Raw genomic sequence first — 19531 nt, 5'->3', positions numbered from 1 at the left:
AATGTGCTTTCTGGTTGATGATAATTGGTGATAATGCCTTTGCAAAGTTTGAATTTATAGCTTGGAAAGATAAAAATTTCCGTTTCAGCCGTAATTTCTTCCACGTTTTTTTCCTCCATTTCCTTCAAAATAGCCCTCAAAGATTCTTCTGTGGAGGGTAAAATTTCGTGTTGATAAGGATACAATTTTTCTATCAGTAAAGGATAATTATCGCTTTTCAGAAACTTTACGCCAAACCAATAAATACTCTCCAAAGTACGCATCGAAGTTGTGCCAACGGGTATAATATTACCTAAATTTGCTAACAGATTTTCAATATTTTGTTTATTAATAACGACCTGTTCATTGTGCATTTTATGCTCAATGATGTTCTCCACTTTAATCGGCTGAAAAGTTCCTGCTCCTACGTGTAATGTTAAGAATTCTTGCTTAATATCTTGTTTTTCAAGGTTTTGCAAAACTTCTTGCGTAAAATGCAAACCAGCGGTTGGAGCGGCAACGGCACCTTTTTTTTCACTGTAAACAGTTTGATAAGTCTCATAATCAGCCGTTTCTGCCTCACGATTTAGGTAGGGCGGAAGCGGAATTTGTCCAAGCGATTGGATTAAATCTACGAATTTTCGATTTTCGGTTTTATTTCCAAAATCTATATTTTTCCATGATAATTTAATGTAGTTCTTTTCTGCATCAAAAAATGCTGCATTTACTTCAACTTCTTGTCCTTCAATCGTAAGAATTTGGGTTAAAATATCCCCTTTTTTCCAACGTTTTCGGTTGCCAATCATGCACTCCCATACGCACCAGTCTGTTACTTCCATGGCCAAATTAATTACGGGCGTTGGCAGTACGGGATGTAATAAAAAAAGTTGAATTATGGCTCCTGTGACTTTTTGGAAGTTAATTCTGGCAGGAATTACCTTGGTATTATTGAAAACTAAAACACTATTTTTGGGTAAATAATCGGTAATGTTTTTGAAAATTGTATGCGTGATTTTCCCTTGCTGATAAACTTGTAATTTCGATTCGTCACGTTTGGGCAAAGGAAATTTTGCGATGCGTTCATCGGGTAAATCGTAGGTATAATCGGAGAGTTTGATATTTTGCATGATTGCGTGAAAGTGATGGTGGACGGATTTTACGGATTTGTCTGCCGCTGCGGTCTAATCCGTAAAATCAGTCTGCCATTAAATCAAGAATTAATCCTCAACAATTTTAGGTTTCGTATAAAGAATTCTTATCGGTAAATAAAACAACCAAATCAGTAAAAACACGATTCCCAAAACCAATAAATACGTATAATCTGTTTTAAATGAGCGTTCGTCATTTAGGGCTAACAATGCTCTCAAAGCCAATAATAAAAATGTGTTGATGATGGTTGGAAGGAAATTTATCCAATTAATTACTACGCCAATGAACTGTTTTGGGTCTTTGAGCCAATCTTTATTTGGGATTGATTTAAAGGCAGTTATGGGCAATTTTTTGACATTACTTACCAACAAAACGATCAAAATGTTTAGAGAAAACATGATAGCTCCGAAAAGATAGAAAACCTGATTTTTAGGTAAAAAACCATCTCCACGACCATCGGCACCAAAATGAACGCCAACATCATCAGGTAAGCCCCGATAGGTAAATAATAGAATGATAATGAAAGCAAAAATAGACAAATAGCGTCCGACTCTGGAAATAAAATATTCTATGCTCATTTATTTTAGGAAATAGTGATTTGGAATCAGTCAAAATTACTTCACTTCAAAACCACTATTGATTTGTTGTAAAATTTAACCACAAAATTACGCCACAAAGCCGAAGTATTCTAATGAAAATATCTAATTGGAAGTACAAGTCAATAAAATTAGTTGTTATGACAATTATTTATTATTATTTTTTGCAGGATATTTTATTAAAAAAATGTAGCTTTGTGTAGTAGAGGTTTTAGTGGTAGGGTGCTGGGTTTTAGTGATTCAGACGGAATTACTTGCAAACTTTTCTAACCCCTAAAAACTGACACTTAATACCTTGACATAATGAAAATCTATACAAAAACGGGCGATAAAGGACAGACTTCTTTGGTAGGAGGTACACGAGTTTCTAAAACAGAACTTCGCATTGATGCCTACGGGACAGTGGATGAACTTAATTCTTACGTAGGATTAGTGCGTGACCAAGCGATAAATCAAGGTAGAAAGGACATTTTGAAAGAAATTCAAGACCGACTTTTTACGATTGGCTCAATTTTGGCATCTGAACCAGAACAAACCAAAAAACGCATTCCCGACTTGCATGAAAGCGATATTGAATTGCTGGAAAAGGAAATGGACAGGATGGATGAAAGTCTTGAACCTATGCGTTTTTTCATCTTGCCAGGCGGGCATCAATCAGTTTCGTTTGGACATCTTGCTCGTACGGTTTGCCGAAGAGCGGAAAGAGTTGTGCTTCGATTGGCAGAAGAATCAGAAGTTAATGATTTGGTAATCAGATATTTAAATCGTTTATCGGATTATTTTTTTGTATTATGTAGAATGATGATTAAAGAATTAAACATAGAAGAAATCTCGTGGAAACCGAGAGTATAATTAATAATGAATAATTAATGATTAATAGTAGAATAATCTGTTTTCTGATTTTTAAATAATTATTCTCTGTTAATTCTTAACTATTAACTAAAAATCATGACAGATACCTTGCAAATTGATATTCATCCGATTGAAAAATCGAGAATTGATACGGTTGATTTTGACAACCTTGTTTTTGGACGTTCGTTCTCCGACCACATGTTGTCGGTAGATTATCAAAATGGCGAATGGCAAACGCCTCAAATTGTCCCTTTTGGCGACATTACTTTCTCGCCCGCTATGATGTCGCTCCATTATGGACAAGCAATTTTTGAAGGGATGAAAGCCTACAAAAGTAAATCAGGCGATATTTTGGTCTTTCGACCAGAAGAAAACTGGAAACGTCTGAACAAATCAGCCGAGCGTATGTGTATGCCAGAAGTACCAGAAGAAATTTTTATGGAAGGGCTTTCTCAACTTCTTCGTTTGGATTCTGGATGGATTCCTGCTAAAGAAGGTTGTTCAATGTACATTCGTCCTTTCATGTTTTCAACGGATGGATACGTGGGCGTGAGTCCATCGAAAGGATATAAATTTATGATTTTCACTTGTCCCGTTGGAGCGTATTACACTAAACCAATTCGTGTGCGAGTGGAGACCAAATATATTCGTGCGGCTCATGGAGGTGTAGGTTTCTCGAAAAATGCGGGTAATTATGGCGGGTCACTATACCCAACAAAATTAGCGGTTGATGCAGGTTATGACCAAATTATTTGGACGGATGCTTCCGAACACAAATACGTTGAGGAGGCTGGTACTATGAACTTATTATTTGTGATTGATGGAAAATTAGTAACTGCTCCAACGGGCGATACTATTTTGGATGGCGTAACTCGTAAATCAGTAATTCAAGTGGCTCGTGACTTTGGCATGGAAGTAGAAGAACGCCAATTATCTATCAAAGAATTGACTGAAGGAATCATCTCTGGAAAAGTTCAAGAAGCATTTGGAGCGGGAACGGCTGCCGTGATTGCCCCTATTGCAACCATTGGGTACGATGGAGTGGATTATGAATTGCCTGCACAATCAGCTAATTTATTTTCACGTAGAGTATTCACAGAGATTGATAATATCAAAACGGGTAAAATTGCTGATGTTCGTGGGTGGGTTATGACGATTTAAAAGAGTTATATTTTATTTTTAAGGACGGCATCGCTTCGAGTAATGCCGTCTTTTTTACAACAAAATAGCAGGATTTACCAAATTATTTTTAATCGCAAAAATTACTAAACCTGCCGTATTTCTTGCGCCCGTTTTTTCTAAAAGGTTATTCCGATGTCCGTCTACCGTTCTGACGCTGATAAATAATTGTGCTGCAATTTCGTGCGCTGTTTTTTCCAGACAAATTAAATTTAATACTTCTATTTCTCTGGTACTCAGCGTGATAGGGATATTTTCATGCACCGATACGTGAGATTTTTTGTTGGTCAGTCTTTTATGAAACGTACTCAAAGTATCTTCACTAAAATAAAAACCCTTCTCGATTACCCCTCTTATTGCTTTCTCAACATCTTCGGGTTCAGCATTTTTAAATAGATAAGCACTTGCGCCCAATTCAATTAAATGAATCACAAATTTCTCTTCGTTATGAATGGAAAGGACAATGACTTTTTGCTCAGGATAGCGTTCGTGGATAATCTTCATCGTGTCAATGCCATTGAGATTGGGCATTGACAAATCCATCAAAATCACATCGGGTTTTTGGGTAGTCGTTTCCAAAAAATCCAACAGTTTATTTCCGTTATCAGCTTCACAGACCACAGAAATATCTTTAAAAGTATTGACAATCGCAGCCATTCCCTTTCGGAAAAGTACTTGGTCGTCGGCAATGGCAATGGTAATGGTTTTCATAGTTATTTTCGGTTTTAGGAGTTGAGTTTTAGGTTTTAGAGGGTGGGAGTTAGGCTCTCATTACCAATCCTTACCTCACTTGCTAACACTTAACCCCTATAATAACTTCTACCCCTTTTTCAACGGTGGGTATATACGTTAATTTACCGTGAATCATATTCACTCGGCTTTCAATATTTTTTAAACCCAATCCTCTTTTGGTTAAAGTTTCAAAGTCAAAACCTTTTCCGTTATCTTGATAAATAACGGTAAGTCGTTGATTATCAGGCTTAAATTTGATATTTACTTCGCTGGCTTGTGCGTGTTTGAGGGTATTGTTGAGGAGTTCTTGGAGAATGCGGTAGAGCGCTAATTCTAATCGAATTTCTAATCTCTCCAAATGATTAAAATCAAGACTAATCACTAAATTGGAAGCACTTTCAATTTTATCGCAAAGCGTTTCCAAAGCATATTTGAGTCCGAATTCGTCCAATCCGTGCGGAAGCATGTCGTTTGAAATTCGCCTAACGTTTTCTATCGTACTGTCAATGAGTTGTTTACTATCCACAATTATTTTTTCCGTATTTTCGCTTGCCTGCTCTTTACTCATATTCAATTGTCCTACTTGCAGTCGAAGCATTGAAAGTGCCGCCCCAATTTCATCGTGCAAATCTCTGGAGACTCGGCGGCGCTCGTCTTCCATGGCATCAATACTACTCTGAAAAAGGTCTAATTGATGCCGAGATTTCATCGATTCGACATCGGCTTTATTCCGAAGCAAACGTTTTTGATAAGCGCTAACGAAAAACAACAACATTCCCGCTAATAAGAACATTAACAACGTTCCACCAAAAAGTAAAATATAGATATCAATTTGGGAAGGCATTGAATTACCGTGTGTAAGTGATGAAAATTGACAAATTATTTTATTTATATGAAATTAAAAGATAAAAATGATTATACAAAATATATCTTATACATTTCTATTAAGCGGTAATTTCCAAAGTCCAATTGAGATGAGAAAATACATAATTGTCATAAAAAAAGCGTGTAATGCCCAGATAATCATACCCATCGGTTTGCCTTGTGTGAGAATAAAATTGCTGAACGTAAAAAGGAATAAACAGCCCGAAAAGTAGAATAAAAAGCCTGCATTTATCCAAAATATGGGTGAGTCCGAAGGGTCTTCATCTTGAAATTCATCAAAGGTTTTGTATAAATAAAATACGGTATAAGCCACAATAATTACACATTCTAAGGTCTTGGCGTAAGAGTTAAAAGTGAAGGGATTGTGCCATACAAAGGTATCAATTAATGAAAAAACGATGAAAATTAAGAAGATTGTGGGGATAGTTTTGGGAGAAATATACCGTTTGAAAATCTCATAGTAAAACCATGAAATGAAGAAAAACTCGGTTAATACGTAAAGGTGAAAAAGGTAAAGATTATGAATTTTATAAATTGCCATTGTTTTTGAAATTAATTCAAAAACAACGCTATTGCAGGTAAATAGAAATATTATCTTTAGCTCATTTTTTAAATATTTTCTTTTAATAATTCCGATTACGAATGGTAAAGGGACTATCCAAGAGACGTTTTCAACGATAAAGGTAGAAAGTATATGAATATCCATACTTTGAGTTTGTTAAACGACGGAATAAATTACTCCATGATTATAAGCTGAAATCTTGGAGCAAAAATTGCCAAAAATTAGTTCATCAAAGGACTTAGATCATCACAAGTTGGTGGACAAGGATTAGAAAAATCATAAACAAAATATTCAACAGTTCCATCATTGTGAGCCACGGCATTTTCGTCAATTAAATCCCTAATGACAATTACTTCTTCGCCATCTTCTTCGGTTGTCATAACCTCTTTTTTGGCGGCTACTAAAAACATTTTTTCGTAGCCGTCCTCCGTCAATCCGAAATAAACTCTTATCGTATCTACCTCATCAGGAGCTTCGTTAATAATATCCATAAGCTCTTGTCTATCGACGGCAAAGGCATCCACTTTATGGGCCGCACGCCAACGTCTGGTATCTTCCTGTGCTTGTTTTAAAGGGTAGTGATAATTCGGGGGATGTTTTTCTAAGTGACTCATTAGTTAAATTTGTTTATATGAAAGTTTTGCCCTCAGATCCAAGCCAAAACTATGACTGAGAAGATTATCCGCCAACAATCAAGGTTACCACAAAACTATCGAAAATTGCTCTTTCAAACACGGGTAAAAATACCTGTTTTAATAAATTTAGCCACACATTAAAACCCAACCTTTCAATAATAAAATCAGCAAAACTTTATTTTCTGCCACATTCATCTCAAATACAGATTTCCTTCAAAAACATTTCCGAAATTGCGCTATGAAAATTCTCATTATCGAAGACGAACCTTCACTATTGTTGTCAATGCAACAATATTTGGCGGAAGAAGGCTACCTTGTTTCAACGGCAAATACTTTTCGAGAAGCAATCGAAAAAGTAAACGACTATGATTATGATTGTTTGGTAGTAGATATTACGCTTCCCGATGGGAGCGGTTTGGATATTATTAAGGAATTGAAACAAGAAAAAACCAACGTGGGCATCGTAATTGTTTCGGCAAAAAATTCTTTAGACGACCGCCTCAAAGGATTGGATTTAGGAGCCGACGATTATCTCACAAAACCCTTCCACCTTTCTGAATTAAATGCCCGAATAAAATCAGTGTTACGAAGAAGATTTTTTGAAGGAAATCCTAAAATCACTTTCCAAGATATTAATATTTTACCCGAAAATCAAGAAGTTTTTGTGCAGGATGAATTGGTGGAATTAACCCGAAAAGAATACGAATTATTGGTGTTTTTTATCTCCAACAAAAACCGAATTCTCTCAAAATCTGCCATTGCCGAACACCTTTGGGGCGACTCGATGGATTTGGCCGATTCGCACGATTTTATTTATACCCACATCAAAAATTTACGTAGAAAATTAATCGAAAAAGGTTGCCCCGATTACGTAAAAACTCGCTACGGGGCAGGTTACAGTTTTTCAGAAAAATCATGAAATTACTATTAAAAACGGCCATTTATCTATGTTTAGCCTCTTTTCTGATGGCCATTCTTGGGGTGTTTACCTTGAAAGGATTTATCCATAAATCTACCATCCATGAAATTGATGAATTATTGATTTCACATTTTAAAAAAGTAGAAAAAAAGATAAAAAATACCGCAAACTCGTCTTTTATCATGGGCGATTTAGATGATAATCCCTATCTGCAGGGCGTTTCAAATACCATGATAATTAACCCAATATTTTCAGATTCTACGGAAATAGATTTGCGTGAAAATGCACTGGTAAAAATTAGAGTTTTGAAAGCAACGGTGCAAAGTAAACCGCAAAATTATTTAGTAACCATCACCCAATCTTACGAAGAATTTGAAGAAATTTCTGCCAAATTGTCGTGGGGTTTAGGGCTATATTTTTTGGGATTTTCCCTGTTATTATTGATGATAAATTTCTTGATTTATCGACAATTATGGAAACCATTTTACGAAATAATTAACCATCTCAGAAACTACCAACTCAACAAATCGACCCCCACTATTTTCAAAAAAGAAACAACCGAAGAGTTTAATTTACTAAGCCAAGCTTTGCATCAAATGACGGAGCGAATCAGTAAACAATTTACCTTGCAAAAGGAATTTACCGAAAATGCTTCTCACGAAATTCAAACGCCCATTGCCGTAATTTCGGCAGAATTAGAAACCCTTTTAGGCTCAGAAAATTTGCCTGAAAAAGAAACGAATCACATCCAAAAATCAATGGATTCGCTCCAAAAATTATCGCAATTAAATAAGTCATTATTGTTGTTAACGAAGATTGAAAATAACCAATTTTCGGAAACGGAAGAAGTCAATTTGAGTAATTTAGTAAAGAATCTTTTGGAGATGTACCAAGACTTTGCCGAACATAGAAATATCAAAATATCTCAAGAAATTCAACTGAATCAAACCTTAGAAATCAACCCATTATTGGCAGAAATCTTAATCGGAAATCTTTTGAAAAATGCCATTCGATATAATCAAAACGGGGGAAATATAAGGTGTGTTTTGAAGGATAAACAATTGACAATCAGTAATAAAGGTGATAGTTTGCCCTTTCCAGAAACACAGCTGTTCAATCGTTTTATCAAACATCCAAAACACCCAGAAGCTACGGGTTTGGGTTTGGCAATTGTCAAGCAAATTTCGGAACAATATGAATTAAAAATAACGTATCAATTTGATGAAATGAAGCAAGAACATACGTTTAGGGTAAAATGGTGAAATACTTCCGTCTTCAAATTGTCTCCAAGATCAATCCATAACTTTGTCAAAATAAATAAAAATCAATGAAAAAAATCTTTTTAATCAGCTTACTTTTATTCATCGCAAAAACTGTAATTTTCGCTCAAACAAACAGCGTAAAAATCAAATTAGAAGATGTACTATCCCACGAACCACTCGTTGGGGCAACTGTCAGACTCAAATTTAATAGTAAAATTGGTGCTTCGGCTGATATAAACGGCATTGCAGAATTAAAAAATGTTCCTGTTGGAAAACAAACTTTTGAAGCCAGTTTTATTGGGTATGGAGAAAAAGAATTTACCTTAGAATTGCCACTAACCGATGATAAACAGCCCTTCATAGTAGGATTAACGCAGGGTAAGGAAGATTTGGAAGAAGTGGTGGTCACGTCTTCCCGCACTAATTCACGCATTGAGGATTTACCGATAAAAGTGGAAGTGTTAGGACAGGAAGACATGGACGAAGAAAGTGCAGTTGTTCCTGGAAATGTAGCCAGTATTTTGGGCGATATTTCTATTATTCATATTCAAAAAACTTCCCCAACCAATGGCAATCAAGCCATCAGAATGCAGGGTTTAGATTCAAAATATACGCAAATTCTGCGTGACGGAATTCCTCTTTTTGAAGGTTTTTCGGGCAACTTAGGTGTTTTACAAATTCCACCTTTGGATTTACGTCAAGTGGAAGTTGTAAAAGGCTCGGTTTCAACGCTTTTCGGGGGTGGTGCAATCGGTGGAATGATAAATATTGTCTCTAAAACACCCAATTCAGAAAGCCCCGAAATTACGGCAGTTTTTAACCGTACAAACCTAAAAGAAACCAATTTGAATACCTATTATGCCCAAAAATATGGTAAAGCAGGACTTACGCTTTTCGTAGGATTAACCGACCAAAAAGCCGTTGATGTCAATGGAGACGGTTTTTCTGATAGTCCGCTAATTAAACAATTGTCTTTTCACCCAAGATTTTTTTATACATTTTCCGATAAAAATAAACTCAATTTGGGTTATTCGCTCATCAGTGAGAAACGGGCTGGGGGCGTTGTGGATGCCGTTAATAATGAGGAAAATAATGGTGTTAAATTCGTATCCGCCACTGATTTTCAAAGACATACGGTTGATTATAATTTCAATCACGAATTCAGAAAAGGACACACTTTCACCTTGAAAGGAGCACTTTCTTATTTTGATAGAAATTTCACCGAGCAAAGTCGTTTCTTTAAAGCCAATCAAATTTCTTCTTATACTGAGGCAACGGATTATTTAGAAACGGGTAAACATAAATTGGTTTTTGGCGCAAATTTAACCCTCGAAAATTTCAGAAAACCGAATCCAGACAGTACTTTATTGACGAGTTATAATTACATCACCATCGGATTTTTTGCCCAAGATGATTGGCAATTTACGCCTAAATTTTCTTTGCAAACGGGTTTGAGAGTAGATCATCATAACACTTTTGGCACTTTCGTTTTGCCAAGAATCTCAATGATGACAAAACCAACTGAGAAATGGACCATCCGTTTAAGTGTTGGTACGGGTTATAAAACGCCCAATGTATTTGCCAATCAAACGCCTGCAAATTCACTTACGAGTGTAAATTACTGGAATTTAACGCCTTTAGATGCCAATGTAAAACCTGAAAATTCAATCGGCAGTAATATTGACGTTGCTTATTCCACGCACATTGGCGAGCATTTTTCAGTACAACTCGACCAAGCATTTTACTATACCAATATCACCAATCCCATCATAGCGAGTGCCATTTCCACGCAAACAAATCGTACTCGTTTGACTAATGCTGCGTATGACGTAAATAGTATTGGAACGGATACTTATTTACGAATGCAGTACGATGCTATTGAATTTTATTTGGGCTACAATCACACCATTGCTAAACGGTCAAGTTCGGGCGAGTCTGCTTATTTACCCTTCAGTCCGCAAGATAAATTCTCATTGACTTTGGCATATACCATCGAAAATAAATGGCGTTTTGGCATTGAAAGTAGTTTTGTGGGGAGTCAGTATTTGTATGATAATCAGCGAGTTAAAGATTATTCTTTCTGGGCTGGGTCGGTTGAACGCAAATTTGGCACGCATTTGAGTTTAGTGCTTAATGCCGAAAATATCTTAAATATCAAGCAGTCAGATTACGAAACTGTGGTAACTGGAACCGCTCAGAATCCATCTTTTCGCCCTATTTGGGCTCCGCAAGAAGGAGCCATTGTGAATTTAGCTTTAAAATATAAACTATAAGTATTGAGCGATGAAATTTTTCCCAAAGTTCATCGCTCAATATTTATTTCTAATTCACCACTAAAGGGAGCAAAATATCAACGGTGGTTCCTTTGCCAAATTCACTATCAATTTCAATGGAGCCGCCATTTTTCTCAATCAATTCCTTACACAAAAATAAGCCAAAACCCGTTCCTTTCTCACCGGCCGTACCAGCTTTTATTTTAGGATTCGAGAAAATTTGTACTAAGTCATTCCTCTCAATTCCCACCCCAGAATCTGTAATTTTTAGATGTACAAATTGCCCTTTGATAGTGCTATTGATGTCGATTTGCCCTTGCGAAGGGGTGAATTTGATGGCATTATTTATTAAATTCCTCAGCACTGTTTTTATCTGATATTCATCCCCCAATGCCCGTAGATTTGTAGCCGAATTATTGGTTAGATTTATCTGTTTTTGCATGGAACTGTGATTAAATATCAATACTGTTTCATCAATGATAAAATTCAACTCAACCGGTGCAATATTTGGTTTTATCCCTTCCATTTGGGAGAGAGACCACAACAATAAATTTTCCAACATTCCGCTTAGATTATCCACATTTTGCGCTATAAGTTTCGATAATTCCTTGAATTCTTGCTGGCTAATGGATTCATCGTCAATCAATCCCATAACCCCTTTGAGTGATGATAAGGGACTACGAAGGTCATGGGCAATGATACTAAAAAGTCGATTTTTGGTGGAATTTATTAGCTGTAGTTCCTCTGATTGCGCTTCAATGATTTGTTTCCGAAGGTTTAATTCTTTGATGTTCCCTTTCAATACCATATAATCTATTCTATAAAAATAAGTAGTCATAAATATGGTTATATAAATGCAAGTAATCAATATTATTTCATTGTAAAATTCATTAAGTGATATTGAATGAAGAGGATATTTGAAAATTTTTACAATAATAAAAAATAAGTAATTAGTTAAAAAACCGATTATGTTGAAGGGTAATCTAAAGCAGACAATTGGCAAAACAGCATAAGCAATCAAGGCAAGTTCACCGTTTAAGTTCGTTTGTCCTCTCTGAATACTTAATAGCGTTTGAAAAAAAATTGCTGGGTAATACGCAAAAAAGAATGAATAGGCCAGTTTATTTTTCTTTAAAAAATAATAAGACGGAATACAACTAAATAAGATAGTTAATGCACTATATGGAATTTGAGGTTGTCCAGGCAAAAAATGTCTAATGCAATAAAATAAATGAATACCTCCGCCCAACCAAAATGCCACTTGAACAATTAATATTTGACGACTAACAAACATTGATTGATAATCCTCTCCAGTTTTGGATGTATGATGTGCATCGAATTGGCTCAAGTAGGTAGTTATATTTTTCATTTTATTAGTGATACTTTGATTAAGTAATCTTTGACAAGCTAAACAACGTTTTTATTGGTAGTAAATATTTGGTTGTCAGAGAGTTATTTTCTGAGAAATGACTATTGATAAACGAACAACTACTTATTAATAGGTCATTAAAATGTTTTATCTGCAAAAATTTTCTCAATATTTTCACGGTAAGTAAGGCCCAAGGGGATTTTATGGTTTTCTAAAATAACATTTTTGGTAGAAATTCCAATGACTTTTTCAAGAGGAACCAGGTAGGATTTATGAATTCTTAGGAAAGAATCCTTAGGAAGTTTGGCATGTAGTTCAGAGATTGATTCACTAATAACCGTAACTTTTTCCGAGGTAAACACTTTAGTAAAAGATGCCAAAGCCTCTATATAAATAATATCGTTTAAATTAAATTGCAACAACTCACGACCCACTTTCAAAAAGATAAAATTGTTCTTTGGTGTGGTTAATTCTTTAAGGCTTTTATCTTTTGAATTTATCCCTTCAATTGCTCTACTTACTGATTTTAAAACTCTTTGAAATGAGGCAGGTTTTTGAATGTAATCAGTAACGCCGATTTCAAATGCTTCCATTGAGTAATGCACATGATTTGAAAGAAGAATCACTTGGGGGATTTTTTCTAAAGAATTTAAGAGCATGATACCCGTCATTTCAGGCATTTCGATATCTGAAAAAATGATGTCCACCAAGCTTTCATGAATCGTAGGAATCGCTTCTATCGGATTATTGAAAGTTTGAATCAACTTTAGATGGGGCAATTTAGATAAATGACTTTGTAAAATTTGTATATCAATTGGATTGTCATCAATGATTATATAATGATAAGCGTTATTCATTTTTTGGAGTATAGTAGCTTTTAATACAAATGGCTATATTTGTAATGTAAATATAGAAAATTATGGACGTTCTATTTGTATTATTTTTAGAAAAATATTGATAGTAACTTACAAATAGAGAAATTGATAAATGAAGAAATTTATTAATTAAGGAATTGACAACTAAATAAAACGATAAATAGAGTAAATACTTTAAAAGTTTTCTTTCTTAAAAGTATTCTTTCAATATTCATTTTGTCGTTATTCTCTGGTTTTGTTCACTATTTCATAGTTTCATTGAATAAATAAGGTCTTTGTAATTTAAACGAAATTACGGATGATTTTTCTGCCAAATTTGCATCTTAATATAGATTGCTAATGTTTAAATACCTAACTGCTTTTAAGAGATAAGATATTTTTCATTTCTAACTATATTTGGTGTGTTAGTGATGTGAAAAGAGTACAAGAATTTCTTGTGCTCTTTTTTGATGACTTTAGCACCTGTGAAAACGGTCTCAATAATAAATTTCTTAGACACAGATTTTAGCGTTGCATGGTAGCTAAAAACAAACAAAAAACGCCGCAAATATCATTGCAGCGTTTCCAAATCACTTAAACTCTATATTATGACAAATCCTTCTATTTACTCTTACGTTTCCCAAATTGATAAGCCGCTCCTACCCGAAGAGATAAGCCTCCAGTTGAGCTACTATTATTGAAAGGTAATTGATAACCCGTTTCTGCAGTGGCAATAATTCTTTTGAAAAGCACATAATTTAACCCAGTTCTGGCAAAGACAAATGCCTGTAGGTCACGGTTACTTCCATTGTTATTAAATACATTATCGTAACCATCTCGTCCATTTCTGCCAAAACGATTTCCTTTAAAACCATCACCGCCAATGCCTCCTCCTAAACCAAAGAAAGGCTGTAATCTTCTACTTTTAAAAGGCATCCAATTTACGCCCAATGAAGTTTGTCTTCTTGAAAAGGTTGTTCCTTCAAAACGATTACCTTGAATTTCACCCACTAATGACCAACGATTTGAAAATCCGTATTCAATTCGGAGTCCACTGGTGCCACCTACATTATCATTGGTATTATTTTCAAAGCTAATCAAACCACCACCCATTACGCCTATACGCAAAAATGCAGGTTTCAAAGGATTGAAAGAAACCCTCTTCTTTGTGGAATCTTTTTGTACTTTTCGTTCAAGTACCGATCCAAAAACTGTTTCTGAGTGTGTGGTTTGGGCAATTCCTGCCCATGAGCTTCCCAATAGGATTAGCCCTAATAATAATTTCGACTTCATTTGTATCGATGATTAGATATTTAAAAAACTGCGTAAATTTAATTTCCAAATCGATAGCTCAGGCCTACACGGCCACCTAAAACGGTTGGAACTGCTATTGTATTATTTGTGTTGCTTTCTTGCATTAAAGGTTTTTGATAATACACTTCACTATTGAAGGCTAAGTGCCTGGATAATTCAATATTAACGCCCGTATTCACCCCTATCAGGTGCGTAATTGTTTCTTGCGAACGTATCTCATTATCTTTTGTTTGGTCGTCAAAACGAAACCCAATATCAAACAAATTCGGTAATTGAATATTCCAACTTGCGCCAAAATAAGGCTTTATTTTTTCGCTAAATAATAAATTATAACGTCCTCCTATGCCAATTTTCGTAATCGAAAGTTTAGGGATTTCTGCTTTATTGGGTTGGTTGCCATTTTGTCGTGGATATTTAGGCATGGGAAAACGTTCCATACCATCTCTCCTGAAATCAAAAGACAGACTACTCTGTTGATAATCCAATACTACTCCCCAACGTTCCTGCCCTTTACTATTATTATATCCCAAAACGGTTCTAAATCCAATATCAGTGCCTCCACTATTTTCAAAATCATGTCCAATTGGTTTCTGAATACCACCCATCAATCCAATATTTACCGATTTCGGAATCAAAGAAAAATGGTTATCCTCTACCAAAGAATCTTCAGGAAATTCGATTACTTTATACTTTGATAAATCGTTATTGATTGCCATATTGTTAGCATTAAGAACGGGATTTTTACCTAATAATTTATTAATCCCAACATACTTTTCTCTTTCCGTAATACCTTGATTTTCAGTAAAGTTATCTCCATATTTTGCGTAATAAATATTGTTTGGATTATTAATTGAGTTTTGGTTTTTTGTTTGGATTTCTTTGATTGTTTGTCTAATAACAATTTGTCTATAGATGGTGTCATGGATGATAATTTTCTGTGGGCTAATTTCTGGGTCTGTTTTTTTATGTTCATAGACACTCACCAGCCGACTTTCCAAAGTTTGAACCTTTTGTCGAGTTTGGTTGAGTTGGTAATATAAAATTCCAGAAATTGTCATCAAGATTCCACCCAAAGCAGGCAAAGCCCACAACAGTCTGGTGAATTGTCTTTTAAGGTCGTGTCGGTCTAATTGTCCTTCTAAATTTCGCCAATCTTTATCAGCAAAATTTGGGAGATTAGAACCAAATAATTTGTCAAAATCGTTTTTCTCTTCCATTTTCTCAAAGAGGTATTAAATATTGTTTTTGCCTCTAAGACACCAAGTCTCAAAGTATATTTTAATTTATCTTCGTGCCTAAATTTACAATTCATTAATCAAAATCAATTCTTGTAATTTTTTCCTTGCCTTGTGTAAATTAGAAAGAGAAGTTCCAATTGAAACTCCTAACATTTCCGCAATCTCCTTATGTTCATAACCTTCAATTACATACAAATTAAAAACAGTTCTATATGAAGGTGAAAGTTGCTGAATCAAAAGGCCAATTTCTTCTACCGAAAATTTTCCGAATAAATCCAACTCAAAACCAACCTCTTGTGCTTCTACCAATTCAGAAGTTGGTACGTTTTGATGAGATTTTCTCAGATGGTTAATACAAGTATTAATCAAAATTCGCTTAAACCAACTGACGAAAGGATATTCAGGTTTGTATTGTTCAATATTCGTAAAAACTTTCATAAAGCCATCATTCAATAATTCTCGGGACTCCTCCAAATCTGCCACATACCGTAGGCACACAGATAACCCGAAGCGGTAAAAACCTTCATAAAGTTCTCGCTGTGCATTTCTGTCGTTCTTCCGACATTTTTTCAGAGTTTGTATAAGTTCTTCTGTACCCATCTATACAAGATTACGAGAATATGGTTCACCCTATTGCCTTACGATAAAATTATTCTTCAAAACTTTTAATTTTCTTAGTTGCCTTCACAATAAAATTTAGAATATTAATGTTAAATTTAACTTGAAAGCCTTTGACGGTCAGGTACTTAATTGTCTGAAACTAATAAAATTATCTGAATTGAATCCATTTTACTGCCGATACTTTAGATTTACTTCACGGATGAAATCTAAATAAACGATTCTCAATTCGTATAAAATTGTGCTACAAATTCAATGGATAATACTTTATAAATGATTCACATTTCAGGAAATTTATCAATTGATAAAAAACGCTCAAAAATTTGTTATTACAAAAATATATTTTAATATTTGTGCACGAAAGCATACAAAGTTACGGAAAGCCTTCGCTCGCATTTGAAATTTATACTTTTCTCGAAACTCCTTCCCTTTACCTTAATTGGTATCCCTGTCTGTGATTGTTTAAATTTTGCAGGCTTATTCTCAGACAACTTCTATTTTTTATTCATTTATTTTTTTTCAGATTTTAAACAAAGTCTGCTGGATCTGGATAGCTTTTGGCATAATTTTCGCTAATGTGCTTTGATTTATTTATCCAGTATTTTTATTATTTGTGTAAAAAATACATTATGAGTCAAGATTGAAACACGGCATTATTGTATTTTTTATCAATGTTTTAAGGAATTGTGATGAGTTATTATGATATTCTGACCAAAAGTGTGTCTTTTTGGCACAGTTTTGGAACATAACATATAGAATCGTAGTCTAAATTTCTCTTATTCTACTCATGTTTTTGTGTTTTACCCTCGTAATATGAGTAATTAACTACTTAAAAGCCAGTTTAGTACAATACAATAGGTTTAGAAAACTATTAAATAAGCAACAGATGAAAGGAACTTTTACGTTCACTGATGGTGCAAGCAACCAAACGAACCTTACTAATACATCTAATTCTGAAGCAAAAGGGAATAAATTTCTTTTTGCAAAAGATTTTTTCAAGAAAGTCAAGCAGCTATTTGTTCAAGAAGAAATAATTGAACCAATGATCAACACTGTTTTTATTGAGGAATCAATAAATGACGTTCAATCGCCTACTATGGCAAGTCAAAATGCAATAGTAGAAGCGGCTATTCCTGTTGTTAGTATTAAAAATGAGTCGCATTCTTCGCATATAAATTATCAATTAAACATACAGCAAATGAATCTTTTTACTTACCTGAAACGAGCGATTACTGGTAGTGAGCAGTCGCTTAATGGGCAGTTTTTGGAGCAATTCAAGACCTTTCTATCGGTAATAGTCGGTGCCGCCTCCGATAATAATGCCCCTCTTGGCTTTGCTAAGCGGGATTTTGGCATTTTATCGAATTTGGGTGGTTCCAAACTACTCAGTAATAAGATATTTAACCAACCCACCATGCGTTCGTGGGCGAGTGTGATGTTATTGACGTTGTTTACAGCGTTTGGAACTTTGGCACAAACATCTTTAACTACGGCTCTGCCTGATGTTTCGGTTAAAAAAACCATTAATACACAAAGTCCTACCATTGGGCAGGATGTAACTTATACCATCAAAGTAAGAAACGATGGTGCCACTAAAGCTACTGGTGTTGCACTTACTGATGTGATGCCCGATGGCGTTGCTTTTAAATCGGCCAGTGTAGGAGGTGTGGGTACGGTTACTAATTCTACCGTTTCTGGAATAACTACGGTTGTTTGGAATATTGGAGAAGTTCCTGCAACGGCTACTGATTTGACTTTGACAATCGTAGCCACCGTTGTGAAAAGAGGTTTGTTTTTCAATGTTGCTGAAATAACCAGTGAAACAGAAGTCGATTATGATTCTACGCCAAATAATCATAATATTAATGAAGACGACCAAGACGCTGTATGTTTTTCGGTTGCCGAATATTTTTATAAAGGAGATGAATTTAAAATTGGTTTACCGCTTGGTTATACTAATATCAACTGGACTATAAAAGCTGGAAGTGGTGCACCAGTTGCCATTACCTCAATTACACCAGGTGTTTCACTTAATAGTACGAAGGATACTTTAACTGTTTTTGATATTACTGCCTATACGGAATTTGCTTTTACGGCAACTAATAAAAGTTGTCCAGTTGGGGGGTGTTGTCCTGCCAAGTTTATTTATGGCCCAATTGGTTCGATTGGTGATTATGTTTTTACTGATGTTAATAAAGACGGAATTCAAAATGCAGGTGATACGCCATTAGCTGGTATTAAAGTACAATTATATAAATCGGATGGCGTAACATTTATAGAAGAAGTTACAACAGACATAAATGGCAAATATCTATTCGATTCACTTCAAACAGATAATTATAAGGTAAAATTTATACTTCCTTCGGGTTCAACATTCTCTCCGACAGGAGCAGGAACAAACACGGCATTAGATTCTGATGCTGGCATAAATGGTTTCTCAGCAATCATTCCAATTGATGTTGAAGGAACCGGAAAAGCAAAAGATAATTTAGATATTGATGCAGGAATTATCGGCAACTTAGGTTCAATCGGTGATTTCGTTTTCCGTGATGATAATCAGAATGGTATTCAAGATGCTGGCGAACCAGGGATTGCGGGCGTTAAAGTCAACCTATATAAAGGAGCAGTTTTCCAGACTTCGGTTACAACTGATGCAAATGGTATCTATACTTTTGGCGGTTTAACTTCGGGCGCTTATCAAGTTGAAGTTGTAGCACCGATTCAAAGTATATTTACGAAAGCAAATCAAGGAACGGATGACACTAAAGATAGTGATGTTGGGACAAATGGGAAAAGTCAACTTATTAATATTGACGTAACCAAATTGGCAACCGATACACTTCGTAATAATCCTAATATTGATGCGGGTATCATTCCATTGGGTTCAATTGGCGATTATGTTTTCAATGATAATAATGGCAATGGAATTCAAGATACTGGTGATACGAAGATAGTTGGTCTTAAAGTTACTTTAACTGATGTGAACGGAGTGATTATCACTTCAACAGTCACGGACGCTAATGGTATTTATGAATTTATTGTTCCATCGGGAATGTATTTTGTAATATTTGATAAACCAACGGGTTCAACTTTCTCTCCAACGGGAGCGGGAACA

At 35.1% G+C, this 19531-nt stretch carries 17 protein-coding genes; 6 read left to right on the top strand and 11 right to left on the bottom strand.

The features are described 5' to 3' along the window. Both AC1W31_RS17300 and AC1W31_RS17295 read right to left on the bottom strand, forming a co-directional pair. Positions 1-1106: S-adenosylmethionine:tRNA ribosyltransferase-isomerase (locus tag AC1W31_RS17300; RefSeq protein ID WP_481735740.1), on the bottom strand; the 1106-nt coding region annotated here is incomplete at its 3' end. Between the two features lie 90 nt (positions 1107-1196). Then, positions 1197-1706, bottom strand: a complete 510-nt coding sequence (locus AC1W31_RS17295) for a DUF1648 domain-containing protein (RefSeq protein WP_481735739.1) — start codon at positions 1704-1706, stop codon at positions 1197-1199. 321 nt (positions 1707-2027) lie between these two features. On the opposite strand from AC1W31_RS17295, the gene AC1W31_RS17290 reads away from it, so the two are divergent. Together AC1W31_RS17290 and AC1W31_RS17285 are read left to right on the top strand one after the other, a co-directional pair. Beyond that, a complete protein-coding gene (locus AC1W31_RS17290) occupies positions 2028-2576 on the top strand; it encodes a cob(I)yrinic acid a,c-diamide adenosyltransferase (protein ID WP_481735738.1) in 549 nt (182 codons plus the stop codon). 93 nt (positions 2577-2669) lie between these two features. Further along, on the top strand, positions 2670-3737 hold the full coding sequence (locus tag AC1W31_RS17285) for a branched-chain amino acid aminotransferase (RefSeq protein WP_481735741.1): 1068 nt from the start codon (positions 2670-2672) through the stop codon (positions 3735-3737). A 54-nt stretch (positions 3738-3791) separates the two neighbouring features. Here the strand turns inward: AC1W31_RS17285 and AC1W31_RS17280 are convergent, their stop codons facing one another. The 4 genes from AC1W31_RS17280 to AC1W31_RS17265 form a co-directional block, all read right to left on the bottom strand. Then, a complete protein-coding gene (locus AC1W31_RS17280; RefSeq protein ID WP_481735737.1) occupies positions 3792-4466 on the bottom strand; it encodes a response regulator in 675 nt (224 codons plus the stop codon). Between the two features lie 82 nt (positions 4467-4548). Further along, positions 4549-5331 (bottom strand): sensor histidine kinase, encoded by a 783-nt coding sequence (locus tag AC1W31_RS17275; protein ID WP_481735736.1) that lies wholly within the window; start codon positions 5329-5331, stop codon positions 4549-4551. Positions 5332-5418: 87 nt separating this feature from the next. Continuing rightward, positions 5419-5913, bottom strand: a complete 495-nt coding sequence (locus AC1W31_RS17270) for a hypothetical protein (protein ID WP_481735735.1) — start codon at positions 5911-5913, stop codon at positions 5419-5421. Positions 5914-6155: 242 nt separating this feature from the next. Next, positions 6156-6548: a hypothetical protein gene (locus AC1W31_RS17265; RefSeq protein WP_481735734.1), complete on the bottom strand. Its 393-nt coding sequence runs from the start codon at positions 6546-6548 to the stop codon at positions 6156-6158. 259 nt (positions 6549-6807) lie between these two features. Between AC1W31_RS17265 and AC1W31_RS17260 the strand changes: the two genes are divergently transcribed. The 3 genes from AC1W31_RS17260 (at position 6808) to AC1W31_RS17250 (ending at position 11023) form a co-directional block, all read left to right on the top strand. Further along, positions 6808-7488: a response regulator transcription factor gene (locus AC1W31_RS17260; protein ID WP_481735733.1), complete on the top strand. Its 681-nt coding sequence runs from the start codon at positions 6808-6810 to the stop codon at positions 7486-7488. After that, complete coding sequence (locus AC1W31_RS17255) at positions 7485-8750, top strand: sensor histidine kinase (RefSeq protein ID WP_481735732.1); 1266 nt, start codon at positions 7485-7487, stop codon at positions 8748-8750. The genes AC1W31_RS17260 and AC1W31_RS17255 overlap by 4 nt, the downstream gene beginning before the upstream one ends. Before the next feature lie 65 nt (positions 8751-8815). Next, a complete protein-coding gene (locus tag AC1W31_RS17250; RefSeq protein ID WP_481735731.1) occupies positions 8816-11023 on the top strand; it encodes a TonB-dependent receptor in 2208 nt (735 codons plus the stop codon). A gap of 49 nt (positions 11024-11072) precedes the next feature. Here the strand turns inward: AC1W31_RS17250 and AC1W31_RS17245 are convergent, their stop codons facing one another. From AC1W31_RS17245 to AC1W31_RS17225, 5 genes are all read right to left on the bottom strand, one after another. Then, positions 11073-12392, bottom strand: a complete 1320-nt coding sequence (locus AC1W31_RS17245; RefSeq protein WP_481735730.1) for a sensor histidine kinase — start codon at positions 12390-12392, stop codon at positions 11073-11075. 137 nt (positions 12393-12529) lie between these two features. Continuing rightward, positions 12530-13249 (bottom strand): LytR/AlgR family response regulator transcription factor, encoded by a 720-nt coding sequence (locus AC1W31_RS17240; RefSeq protein ID WP_481735729.1) that lies wholly within the window; start codon positions 13247-13249, stop codon positions 12530-12532. A 618-nt stretch (positions 13250-13867) separates the two neighbouring features. After that, on the bottom strand, positions 13868-14539 hold the full coding sequence (locus AC1W31_RS17235) for a hypothetical protein (protein WP_481735728.1): 672 nt from the start codon (positions 14537-14539) through the stop codon (positions 13868-13870). Between the two features lie 38 nt (positions 14540-14577). Further along, positions 14578-15777: a hypothetical protein gene (locus AC1W31_RS17230; RefSeq protein WP_481735727.1), complete on the bottom strand. Its 1200-nt coding sequence runs from the start codon at positions 15775-15777 to the stop codon at positions 14578-14580. Positions 15778-15861: 84 nt separating this feature from the next. Then, complete coding sequence (locus AC1W31_RS17225; RefSeq protein ID WP_481735726.1) at positions 15862-16398, bottom strand: RNA polymerase sigma factor; 537 nt, start codon at positions 16396-16398, stop codon at positions 15862-15864. A 904-nt stretch (positions 16399-17302) separates the two neighbouring features. On the opposite strand from AC1W31_RS17225, the gene AC1W31_RS17220 reads away from it, so the two are divergent. Next, on the top strand, positions 17303-19531 hold a 2229-nt coding region (locus AC1W31_RS17220; protein ID WP_481735725.1), incomplete at its 3' end, for an SdrD B-like domain-containing protein.

It is taken from the genome of Arcicella sp. (assembly GCF_964672035.1).
This window is presented reverse-complemented; position numbering and strand designations above follow the sequence as displayed.